We start from the raw sequence: 11186 nt of genomic DNA on the forward strand, positions 1-11186 counted from the left end.
AATGGCATTGTGGATACCCATAACGATTGGCGCAGCTTTTGCGCAAAATTTGCGGTTTATGTTGCAAAAACATCTGCGTGCAACGGGATTGTCAACGGGTGGTGCAACGTTTGCTCGGTTTGTTTTTGCATTTCCGTTGGCTGGGATATTGGCTGGGGCTTTGTTGATCATGCGCGGGGAAACCTTGCCCACATTTGGCGCACGGTTCTGGATTTTTTCCAGCCTTGGCGGGTTATCGCAAATAATTGCAACCATGTGTGTGGTGGCGTTATTTGCACAACGTAATTTTGCTGTTGGCATTACATTTAAAAAGACAGAGGTCGTTTTAGCGGCGATTTTCGGGTTTGTCGTTTTGGGTGATCGCATTTCAACCAACGGCTTTCTCGCGATTATTGTCGGCCTGATTGGCGTTATCATCTTGTCGGACAAGCCCGATTTGAAAAGCGTTAAGAAATGGTATCATCCCCTTTGGAATAAATCGGCGGCACTGGGGATTACATCGGGGGCATTGTTTGGGTTTTCAGGCATTGCATATCGGGGGGCCTCATTATCGCTTGGGCATGGTGATTTTTTGTTGCGTGCGACAATAACCTTGGCCTGTGTTACCGCGTTTCAAACGTTGGTTATGGCGATATTTTTATGGGTGAAAGAACAAGGCGAATTACAGCGCGTGTTCGCCGCGTGGCGTGTAACCGCGTTGGTTGGATTAACGGGCATGATTGGATCATGGTTTTGGTTTATGGCGTTCACCTTGCAAAATGCCGCATATGTAAAGGCACTTGGCCAAATTGAACTGGTGTTCACGTTTATCGGGTCATATTTCGTGTTCAAAGAACGCAACAGCACACGCGAATTGATCGGGATCGCATTGGTGGTTTTGTCGATTTTATTGCTGGTCTTGTGGCGTTAGGATGCGTTGGCAATGATTGCGGCCAATGCGATGGACGCAAGGCGTGCCTCTGCTGGGTCGGCGCGGCTGGTCAATAAAATCGGGACCTTGGCCCCCATCACAACGCCTGCGGCACATGCACCAGCCGTGTAAACCAATGCCTTGAACAACGCGTTACCCGATACAATATCAGGTACGATAATGGCATCGGCATTCCCCGCCACAGGATCATCCAAACCCTTGGTCTTTGCCGCATCGCGCGACAGGATCAAATCCATTGCCAGCGGGCCAGAAACATCTGCATCTGGTACTTCGCTTGCTGCCCAATCCGATAAATCCTTGGCGTCAATTGACGACGGTACCGATGGTATGGGTGTTTCGGTGGCGGATAGGATTGCAATTTTTGGGCGCTGTTGACCAAGCATTCGCATCAGCTTAGCACATTGGATTACGGCGGATTGGCGGGTTTTGATATCAGGTGTTACATTCACCGCCGCATCGGAAATCAACAATGGGCGACTGTCGCCTTGGGTCATGTGAAAAATATGGACCAAACGTTCATCGGTGCGCAGCCCCGCATCGCGGTTCAATGCGGCCTTCATAAACACATCTGTATGCAAATGGCCCTTCATTAAAACATCGGCGCGGCCTTCGCCGCACAATCGCGCGGCGGCGATTGCACTGTCTTCTTCGCCGTCTGTGTCAACAATTTCAAACTGCGAAATGTCCCAGCCCAATGCGATGGCCTGTACGGAAATTTCATTGGCGTCACCCGTGAAAATCGGTGTCATTAATCCCGCTTGTGTTGCTTCCATTGCGGCTTGCATGGGCAATGTTGCACCTGCTTGTGCAATGACAACGCGTGGGGCAGGGCAATTTTTTGCCTGTGCTAACAAAGATTTTGGTGCTGTGATTTTGGTGTCGTTCAAAAAAGCAGTATTCATGAGTTGTTTCGTTCCCAAACGCGTTTGGCGAATCCTAACAAAGCGATCAACAGATGAAAACCCACTGATGTGGTGTACTTAGGTGGTTTTGCCAAATCCATGCATGCGCTTGGCCCATTGCAATGCCACAAATGCACCTTTGATCCGCGGTAAGAAATAAAGTGCGAACGCCACGAACAAAATCGAAAAACCAACGCTCATCACTAACGGTTCTGGTTCGTATTTTTCGAACACGAATAACATCAACGGCCCCAATAAATGCGCGGACACTAATATGGTCACATATGCAGGTCCATCGTCTGCACGTTGGTGATGCAATTCTTCGCCACATACGGGGCAGGTATCGCGTATTTTAAGATACCCATCCATAATCGCACCCGTTCCGCAATTGGGGCACAGGCGTTTCCAGCCACGTTTCAGCGCTGGTTTTACGGGGCGTTCATCTGACATTGGATTCTCGATCTTTGTTTCCATCCTGATGATATAGGGGATTTGTGGCCCATTCGCAGTGGGACAACCTGTCTTGCGGCGGGATGTCGCAAATTTTTTTGTTTTTCTTGCGACGGAAGTTCTGCATTTGCGCGTTTTACACTTGAAGCGCACAAAATGGCGCTGAGTAAACTTATGGAGCAGTAAATGAAAAATTATGTAACCTCAGCAATGATCGCGGCAATCGTTGCAACAAGTGCAAGCCTTGCATTTGCACCAATAGCATCGGCAAAATCTGGCCCTCAACGCCACGGCATGTCATTTGAAACATTAGACATGGACAAAGATGGTTTTGTGACCGAGCAAGAATTGATTGCGCATAAAACCACGCGTTTTAACGAAATTGATGCAAACAAAGACGGTGGCATTACCCAAGAAGAAATGGGCGAACACATGAAAGCGCGCGCAGAAGCGCGTGCCGAGAAACGGGCCGAAAAGAAAGCTGAAAAAGAAGCCATGAAACAGGCTGATCCAGAACGCGCTGAAAAACGCATGGGCCGCATGTTTCGTGCCATGGATGAAAACACCGATGGTAAAATCGTGATCAGCGAATTGGGTGGGCCAGATGCCACCAAGATCGTAGAGCGTCTTGACACCGACAAGGATGGCAAAATTTCAAAAGATGAAATGGAAGCCGCCAAAAAGATGCACAAAGGCAAGAAACCTGGGAAACGTCATTCACACGACTAACCTGTTGCAAGCCAGAGAGTGATCTCTCTGGCTTGTCCACCAAGGGGTAATGGGTTAGGCAAAAGGGATATGATGGCCTTTGATGCAACAAATGAAGTAAGCGATGACGCACTGATGGTGCTCTATGCCAATGGGGATCCGCAAGCAGCGAGCCAATTGGCGTCACGACATGTTTCGCGCGTATTGGCGCTGGCTTATCGGATGTTGAATGATCGTGCCGAGGCTGATGATGTCGCCCAAGATGCCATGCTGCGCTTGTGGAAAATCGCACCGAAATGGCGCCAAGGTGAAGCAAAGGTTTCAACGTGGTTGTATCGTGTCGCATCAAATTTATGCACGGATCGCTTGCGTAAAAGACGCAGCACGGGTTTGGATGACGTGCCAGAAATAGAAGACGACGCTCCATCGGTCGAGACAGACATAATGACACGTGATCGCGCGGTTGCATTGCGCAACGCATTGCAACAATTGCCCGAGAGACAACGATTGGCGGTTACGTTGCGCCACATCGAAGAATTGGCAAACCCAGAGATTGCCGAAATTATGGATATCAGCGTAGAGGCGGTTGAAAGCCTAACAGCGAGGGGAAAACGTGGTTTGGCAGAACTATTGTCAGATCAGAAAAGTAAGATTGGATTAGAGACATGAAATCAATTCAAAATGAACAAGATGCGTTTTTGAACGATTTTTTCGATGCTGAAAAAGCGTCGCCTCCGATGGTGACTGATCAATTGATGGTCGCTGTTTTGGATGATGCGGCAACGATGCAAACGCCCCAGGTTGTGAGTGCTGCGCCACTGAAAAAATCAAGTTTTTGGGAACAAATTTCCAATGTCTTTGGCGGCTGGCAGGTTGCCGCGACGTTTGCAACATGCGTTTGTCTTGGAATTGGATTGGGATATTCAAGTTCGATTTCTGAACTGGTCAGCACAGATTACGCCGTTGCAGGCGAAGAAGAGTTTCAACTTGGCCTGAGCGGGCTGTTTGACGTTGCAGAATTGTAGGATGAGATAACCATGGGCGACCAAATTAAACACACAAAAAACTGGAAAAAGTACTTATTAATTGGTTCGGTTGGGCTCAACTTGATCTTTGCTGGTTTGATTGTGGGGGCGGTGATTAAAGGGAAACCAGAGCAACGATCTGCGGCTCCCATGGGAAATATGCGTGCGGTAATGTCGGCGCTGCCAGATGAAAAACGCAATGAGTTGCGCGCGATATTTGACCAAAATAAATCCAAGAACAAATTTGATAGAGCTAAATTTCGCGCAGCTGCTGAAAGCATTTCGAAGGCAGTAGAGGCCGTGCCGTTTAATCGCGCCGCTCTTGAAGCTGCGTTCGATCAACAGCAAAATATGGTATCAGTTGCCGCAAAATCAGGTAGTCAGGCATTTGTCGAAGTCATTTCGAATATGACCGATGAAGAACGTATGGTGTTTTCCAAACACATGCGTGAGAACCACAAAAAATCAAAGCGCAAAAAAGATAAATAATTCATGTGCCACAATAATTGTACTGATCGCGTCCATGCGTTTTAGACTGGAATAATGCAGAGTCAGCGCGCGAAATAAATTTTTCAGCAGCTTCATATCCATCATGTATGGCAATACCGATGCTAGCGGTTACACGAACCTGTGTGCTAAATTCATCAGAAATAAATTGCGCTGTTCGAATTTTGTTTAAAATTCGTTTGGCGATAGATTGTGCGGTGGGCAAAAAACAATCGGGTAGCATCAATAAAAATTCTTCTCCGCCCATGCGCATGATCATGTCTGCGCTGCGGATGCAGTTTTTGAGCAATCCGCCAAGCTCCTTTAATATTTGATCGCCAATCACATGGCCATATGTGTCGTTCAACGCTTTGAAATTGTCCAAATCTAACATCATAACCGCAAGTGGTTTGGTCATGGAACTTGGCTGGCGCATTAAGTGGGACAAATATTTCATGCCATAACGACGATTATAAAGCCCGGTTAAGGGATCAATTTTCGATTCTTGCACATGATTGGATAATATATCACCCGCGGATGATTTGCGTCTGGTAAAATGAACCATGGATTGGATCCGCAAACCAAGGCGATCAAGGTTTTCAGCGCCACAGGAATATTCCGACAACCCCAACCGCACAGCCATCGCATGGGACTGTGCATTGGTATGTTCAAAAACAACCAATACAGGTTTGTCGGTTTCTTTAATGAGACTGTTAATTTTCCAGACAAGCGATTGATCAGATCGAAATAATTTATCAAGAAACGGAATGATAATGATGTCCGCACGGGCGGTTTCATGGATCAATGCACCAGTATCGCAGTTTAACCCGATGCGTTGTGATTTGGTTCGCGTAAGGACCCGCATAATCTGATCACAAAGGGATGATCCGTCATTCAATACGCAAACATTAAAACGCCTTTTGACATGTTGAAAGGTGCTGGTGGTGTTCTCTGAAAAACCAGCCAATTCAGCAGTGCGCAGATGGGTAAGGCTTGCGTCCAATTCCGCCTTTCGACGATATAATGTGCGAATGCGCTGGATGAGGTAAGTGGGGTCATTTTCGGTTGATATCAAATCATCCGCACCACAGTTTTCCGCCGAAATCCAATCGTGAGGAGGCACATTATTGATTATTATGACGGGAAGATCGCAGGTTTTCGGGTCCGATTTTATCATGCGACAGATATTAAACCCTGTCGTTTTTGCAAATCGTTCGGACACCAAAACCACATCTGGTCGTTGTTTTTCGATTGTATCACCGATAGTTTCATCACAGCCCGTTACGCAGAGATCAAAGTATTCTTTCGCCAGCAACATTTTGAATGCGATGCGGTTGGTTACGATTGGATCCGCGATCAAAATTTTTCCCGGCATTTTCCACATTCCACGATAAAAGTTATGGTGAATTGAACGCTTTTTCTGTTAACGAAAGATTTACAATTTTAGGAAAATTGAGGAAAAATGAATGTCGATGACGAAAGATCGTGCCGAAACAATTGGTTTGCAATGTTTGGAATGGCTGGTTGGCAACGACGAATTGTTACCAGTTTTTCTTGGGGCAACAGGGGCATCGGCACAGGATTTGCGTGATGGTGCCGATCAACCCGATTTTTGGGGGGCAGTCCTTGATTTTTTGCTGATGGACGATAATTTTGTACGCGATTTTTGCACGGCGCAAAACCTGTCCCCCGAATGGCCATATATGGCGCGTCAGATGTTGCCAGGTGGTGACATTCCCAATTGGACCTAAAGCTGGGAAAAACCGCGCTCTTCACCATCAAGCAATTTATTGAGGATGTTTTCAAGCTGTTCCAATTCAACGGGCGACAGCTTTTCGCGAAACCACTTGCCGATAAATGCGACGCGTGGAATGGCTTGGTTCAATATCCCTTGGGCTTTGTCTGTCAGGGTCACGTTTGTGCTTCGTTTATCGCCAAGCCCGCCCGTGCGAACAATCAATCCTTCGGCTTCCATCTGGCGCAGGGTGCGCGATGCGGCGGTTCGGTTTATTCCGATAAATTCGGCAATTTGTGATGGTTGGTGTAGTTTTTCTTCGCCAACGGCGACCAAAACACACCATTTCATACGGGTAAGCCCTAATTTATGGAGCTCAGCTTCGAGCCTGCGTGAATTGGTTTGGCCGATTATGGTAAAACGATACCCAAATCCCGTTTGTAAATTATAGCGTTTTGCATTCGACATAGTTCGCAATGTTAATTAACTTGCACCTCGTGTCAAACGCAAATACGAAAGCTCTCCTCATGCCACAGCCCAAAATCAAAGCCGTTCTTTTTGACAAAGACGGGACATTATTTGATTTCAACGCGACGTGGGCTGCTTGGTGTAAAAACGTGATTTCTTTGCTGGCGCCCAATGATTTGCCTCGTCAAATTCGTTTGGGCAATTCATGCGGGTTTGATGTTGAAACACTGGCGTTTGAAACAGGTTCAATTATCGTGAATGGCACCGCAGAGGAAACCGTTGGTGCATGGATGGCGGCGGACAGCTTGTTATCGCTTGATACAATCGAACACATCGGGCGGGTGGAGTTTCAAAAGTTGCTGGCTGTTCCAGTGAAAGAACTGGTGAAAACCCTGCACGATTTAAAATCGAGTGGTTATGCGCTAGGCGTTGCAACAAATGACCTTGAAGAGAATGCGGTGAAACAACTGCTTGATGCGGGGATTTTCGAAATATTTGATTTTGTCGTCGGTAGCGACAGCGGCTTTGGTGGTAAACCTGATCCAGGAATGATATTTGGATTTGCCGATGCAATTGGCGTTCTCCCAGCCAACATCGCCATGGTCGGTGATAGCACCCATGATTTACACGCAGGTGATGCCGCTGGATGTTATCGCGTGGGGGTTTTAACAGGGCCCGCGGTGCGCGACGAAATCGAACATGCCGCTGACATTATATTAAATGACATTTCCGAATTGCCACGGCATCTTTTGAATTAGGGGCAATTTTCGCCAACTCAGACGCTCAAACGTCGCTTCTGCGCATTATTTGTTCTTGTGCTTGCTAAGCTGTTGGAAAACAGCGGAGGTTCAAGTGGCTACAAGAAAAAGAGGCGGGGGGCGTGCTGGAAACCAACGCCGCACAATCAAAACGGCGATTTCACAAATGCCGTTTCGCCAACCCGTCAATATCGATCGCCCCACCGAACCGCTGGGCGAAGATGGAATCGATGCCATTCATAACGGTGCGATGGACATTTTGGAAAACATCGGCATTCAATTTATGAACCCCGAAGCCTTGAAAATCTTGCGCGATTTTGGCTGCACTGTGGATGGCGAAAATGTACGCATGGGGCGCGATATGGTGATGGAAATGGTTGGGAAAGCACCATCAGAGTTCACCATAACCCCTCGTAATCCAGCGCGCAAAATCACGCTTGGCGGCAATCACATGGCGTTTGTGAATGTGTCATCCCCGCCCAATATGTGGGATCTGGAACGTGGAAAACGACCTGGCGACATGGAAGGGTTTCGCGACTTCATGAAGCTAACGCAATATTTCAACTGTATCCATGTGGCAGGTGGTTATCCCGTGGAACCCGTGGATGTTCATGCATCGGTGCGTCATCTGGATTGCTTGTTCGAAAAACTCACACTCACGGACAAAGTTGTGCATGCCTATTCTTTGGGTAAAGAACGGGTCGAAGATGTGATGGAAATGGTGCGTATCGCGGCTGGGCTGACCCATGATGAATTTAATGAAACACCGCGTATGTACACGAATATCAATTCGGTGTCCCCGCTGAAACATGATTTCCCGATGCTTGATGGAACCATACGTCTTGCACGCCGCGGCCAACCCATTGTGGTGACACCATTTACCTTGGCGGGCGCAATGGCGCCGGTAACGATGGCAGGGGCCGTAACCCTTTCATTGGCCGAAGGTTTGGCCGCGATTGTTCTGATCCAAATTATCCGTGCAGGTTGCCCATGTTTGATTGGCACATTTACATCGAACGTTGATATGAAATCAGGCGCACCAGCATTTGGAACACCTGAATACATTCGCGCAACCCAAATGACAGGACAGATGGCGCGGTTTTACGGATTGCCGATGCGATCATCGGGTGTTTGCGCGGCAAATGTTCCCGATGGGCAGGCAATGTGGGAGACATCAAATTCGTTGTGGGCAGCGGTGCAATCGGGCACGAATTTAGTGTATCACGCGGCGGGTTGGTTGGAGGGTGGCTTGATCGCCAGCCCCGAAAAATTTGTGATGGATTGCGAGGTTTTGCAACATATTCAACGCTACTTTGCCCCATCAATCACGGCAACCACACCCGATGACATCGCCATTGATGCCATTCGCGAGGTGGGTCATGCACCAGGCGCGAACTTTTTCGCCATTGACCATACCCAAGATCGGTATGAAACCGCGTTTTACGCCCCATTTGCATCGGATTGGCGAAATTACGAGGCTTGGGAATTGGATGGTGGCGTGTGGACAGCAGAACGCGCCCATAAGATATACAAAGATATTATTAACACGTTTGAGCCACCAAAAATGGAGATGACAATAAAAGAAGAGCTTGGCGAATACGTTGCAAAGCGCAAATCCGAGGGTGGCGCACCTACTGATTTTTAGCTCTCAAATTTGTATCAAATTTGAAATTTGATCAATTTGTTAACCATTTTTTGCAATAGTTTAGCAAAGCGAGAAGGAGTGGTTGTGCACGGGATCGTAAATCAGGGGCTACAGTGTTTTATTCGCGATATTTATGGTGCGCAAGCTTGGTATCAGGTGCGTGAAACCGTTGGGCTGACCTTTTCAAATTTTGAAACGATGCTGACATATGAAGACGTGATTACTGAACAAATTATCGCATCAATTTGCGACACGACGCGGCGCAATCGCCATGAAATATTGGAGGATTTCGGAACCTATTTGGTGTCCGAGCATAGCCCGCCTTCGGTGTTGAAACTATTACGTCTTGGGGGTGAAAACTTCACGGATTTTTTATACTCGCTCGAGGATGTGAACGATCGGGTGCATATAGCGATACCGCAATTGGATTTGCCGCATTTCACGCTGTTTGAATTTGATGCCAAACGTTTCCAATTGAAAAGCGAATTTCATCACACCGGATATGGCGCGATTTTTCTCGGGTTACTATGTGCAATGGCTGATCATTACCAAACGTTGGTGTCGATATCGCGGCGCAACGAATTTGTCGCCGGTCAGACCTATGATTTGTTTGATATCGAAATTCATCACCAAAAATGGGCCGCCAATAAATCGGCGCGCAATCGAACGGTGACATATGTCTAAAACAACTGTCAGGTTAGGCCAAAATGATCTTGCGCGTTTCATGCCCATGTATGTGATTGTTGGCGTGGATGGCAAAATACGCGATGTGGGGCCATTGCTTCGAAAGGTATTGAAGGGCACGCGATTCAAAGGGCGCGATTTCATGTCGTTGTTCGAATTTCACCGCCCTCAAGGATTTGGCGAGTTTGATCGCATTGAAACCTTGCTCAATGCCAAAGTCTTGGTGAACACGCGTTGCAACAGGCTACGTAAAATGGCGTGTGTTTTTGCGCCACTACCCAACGATGATGGTTTTTTGGTTAACTTCAATCTCGGCATCGGGTTGGAAGAAATCGTTGACGAGAAACATTTGGTCGCAACCGATTTTGCCCCAACCGATGTGAGCATTGACTTGCTTTATATGGTTGAAATGCAAAAGGCCGTTTTGGGCGCTGCACAAGGTTTGAACCATCAACTCAACGGGGCCAAAATAGAGGCCGAGGAAATGGCGATCACCGATCCGCTGACTGGGTTGGGGAACCGCCGCGCATTGTTAAGATTTGTCCGGCGGCTGCTTTCGCGTGATTTATCCAAAAAATTCGCTGTGATTTTGATGGATTTGGATCACTTCAAAGCGGTGAACGATAATTTTGGCCATGCTGCGGGCGATTATGTGTTGAAAACAGTTGCCAATCGGTTGCGATCCGAAACACGCCCACTCGATATGGTTGCACGCTTGGGCGGTGATGAATTCGTCGTGGTCTTGCCGAATTTTGGCAATGTCAAAACCTTGGAATCATTTTTTGATCGCATTATTCAAAAGATTTCAGAGCCCGTTCAATTTAATCAGGATACCTGTGAAATCGGGATCAGTTTGGGCGCAATTGTCACCAACGGAGATCCGTTTGATTCCATTGATCAAATTTTGTCAGTGTCAGATACCGCACTTTATGAATCAAAAAACCAAGGGCGTGGGCGATTCACAATTGTTTCGCATTGAACGGAACAGGCGGGGCGCATTTATTGTACATTTTTGAAATGGTACCAGCGCCCCGGCTCGAACGGGGGGCCTCTTGATCCACAATCAAGCGCTCTAACCTACTGAGCTACGCCGGCACTGGGCGTCAATTAGCGATCCTCGCAAAGGATTGCAAGCCTTGATCGACCTCTTGCATGAAACTTCTCTTATTGTTAGCGAGTTTAACAAAAAGGAGAATGTGATGGGTATTAATACACCAAGTGATGTCGAAGCAAATCTACAAATAGGCCCAACCACCGATGGTATGGTACGGTTGTTTATTTTGGGAGAAGCATTTGAAATTCCAATGGATTTTGAACCCGAAGAGGCAGAAGAAATCGCCGAAGAAATCAAAGCCGCCGCCGCGCAAGCACGCAATGTGAAGAACGCAAAATAA

15 protein-coding genes and 1 tRNA gene are annotated in these 11186 nt (G+C 47.5%); 11 read left to right on the forward strand and 5 right to left on the reverse strand.

What is annotated here, in order from left to right; all coding sequences use genetic code 11:
- The first annotated feature begins 1 nt into the window (after nt 1).
- Nucleotides 2–910, forward strand: a complete 909-nt coding sequence (locus IE094_RS10210) for an EamA family transporter (RefSeq protein WP_189640612.1) — start codon at nt 2–4, stop codon at nt 908–910.
- Here the strand turns inward: IE094_RS10210 and IE094_RS10215 are convergent.
- Together IE094_RS10215 and IE094_RS10220 are read right to left on the reverse strand one after the other, a co-directional pair.
- The gene (locus tag IE094_RS10215) at nt 907–1833 is read right to left on the reverse strand and encodes a bifunctional enoyl-CoA hydratase/phosphate acetyltransferase (RefSeq protein WP_189640613.1); all 927 of its coding nucleotides are present in this window, start codon (nt 1831–1833) and stop codon (nt 907–909) included. The genes IE094_RS10210 and IE094_RS10215 overlap by 4 nt on opposite strands.
- A gap of 78 nt (nt 1834–1911) precedes the next feature.
- A complete protein-coding gene (locus IE094_RS10220) occupies nt 1912–2283 on the reverse strand; it encodes a DUF983 domain-containing protein (RefSeq protein ID WP_229802232.1) in 372 nt (123 codons plus the stop codon).
- A 186-nt stretch (nt 2284–2469) separates the two neighbouring features.
- Between IE094_RS10220 and IE094_RS10225 the strand changes: the two genes are divergently transcribed.
- From IE094_RS10225 to IE094_RS10240, 4 genes are all read left to right on the forward strand, one after another.
- Nucleotides 2470–3012, forward strand: coding sequence for an EF-hand domain-containing protein (locus tag IE094_RS10225; RefSeq protein ID WP_189640615.1), 543 nt, complete (start codon nt 2470–2472; stop codon nt 3010–3012).
- A 72-nt stretch (nt 3013–3084) separates the two neighbouring features.
- On the forward strand, nt 3085–3660 hold the full coding sequence (locus IE094_RS10230) for an RNA polymerase sigma factor (RefSeq protein WP_189640747.1): 576 nt from the start codon (nt 3085–3087) through the stop codon (nt 3658–3660).
- Entirely contained in the window at nt 3657–4016 is a 360-nt protein-coding gene (locus tag IE094_RS10235; protein ID WP_189640616.1) for a hypothetical protein, read from the forward strand. The genes IE094_RS10230 and IE094_RS10235 overlap by 4 nt, the downstream gene beginning before the upstream one ends.
- Before the next feature lie 12 nt (nt 4017–4028).
- Nucleotides 4029–4505: a periplasmic heavy metal sensor gene (locus tag IE094_RS10240; protein WP_189640617.1), complete on the forward strand. Its 477-nt coding sequence runs from the start codon at nt 4029–4031 to the stop codon at nt 4503–4505.
- Between the two features lies 1 nt (nt 4506).
- On the opposite strand, the gene IE094_RS10245 is transcribed toward IE094_RS10240, so the two are convergent.
- Nucleotides 4507–5877 (reverse strand): diguanylate cyclase domain-containing protein, encoded by a 1371-nt coding sequence (locus tag IE094_RS10245; protein WP_189640618.1) that lies wholly within the window; start codon nt 5875–5877, stop codon nt 4507–4509.
- A 91-nt stretch (nt 5878–5968) separates the two neighbouring features.
- Between IE094_RS10245 and IE094_RS10250 the strand changes: the two genes are divergently transcribed.
- Nucleotides 5969–6253 (forward strand): DUF3572 domain-containing protein, encoded by a 285-nt coding sequence (locus tag IE094_RS10250; protein WP_189640619.1) that lies wholly within the window; start codon nt 5969–5971, stop codon nt 6251–6253.
- On the opposite strand, the gene IE094_RS10255 is transcribed toward IE094_RS10250, so the two are convergent.
- Nucleotides 6250–6705, reverse strand: coding sequence for a MarR family winged helix-turn-helix transcriptional regulator (locus IE094_RS10255; RefSeq protein ID WP_229802241.1), 456 nt, complete (start codon nt 6703–6705; stop codon nt 6250–6252). The genes IE094_RS10250 and IE094_RS10255 overlap by 4 nt on opposite strands.
- A 59-nt stretch (nt 6706–6764) precedes the next feature.
- Between IE094_RS10255 and IE094_RS10260 the strand changes: the two genes are divergently transcribed.
- From IE094_RS10260 to IE094_RS10275, 4 genes are all read left to right on the forward strand, one after another.
- Complete coding sequence (locus tag IE094_RS10260; RefSeq protein WP_189640621.1) at nt 6765–7463, forward strand: HAD family hydrolase; 699 nt, start codon at nt 6765–6767, stop codon at nt 7461–7463.
- Between the two features lie 94 nt (nt 7464–7557).
- Entirely contained in the window at nt 7558–9108 is a 1551-nt protein-coding gene (locus IE094_RS10265) for a trimethylamine methyltransferase family protein (RefSeq protein WP_189640622.1), read from the forward strand.
- Between the two features lie 84 nt (nt 9109–9192).
- Nucleotides 9193–9792 (forward strand): heme NO-binding domain-containing protein, encoded by a 600-nt coding sequence (locus IE094_RS10270; RefSeq protein WP_189640623.1) that lies wholly within the window; start codon nt 9193–9195, stop codon nt 9790–9792.
- Nucleotides 9785–10771: a GGDEF domain-containing protein gene (locus IE094_RS10275; protein WP_189640624.1), complete on the forward strand. Its 987-nt coding sequence runs from the start codon at nt 9785–9787 to the stop codon at nt 10769–10771. Before IE094_RS10270 ends, IE094_RS10275 begins: the two co-directional genes overlap by 8 nt.
- A gap of 39 nt (nt 10772–10810) precedes the next feature.
- Here the strand turns inward: IE094_RS10275 and IE094_RS10280 are convergent.
- A tRNA-His gene (locus IE094_RS10280) sits at nt 10811–10887 on the reverse strand.
- A gap of 104 nt (nt 10888–10991) precedes the next feature.
- Between IE094_RS10280 and IE094_RS10285 the strand changes: the two genes are divergently transcribed.
- Nucleotides 10992–11186 (forward strand): DUF6324 family protein, encoded by a 195-nt coding sequence (locus IE094_RS10285; RefSeq protein WP_189640625.1) that lies wholly within the window; start codon nt 10992–10994, stop codon nt 11184–11186.

Source organism: Paramylibacter ulvae, from assembly GCF_014652655.1.
Classification (GTDB): Bacteria; Pseudomonadota; Alphaproteobacteria; order Rhodobacterales; family Rhodobacteraceae; genus Amylibacter; species Amylibacter ulvae.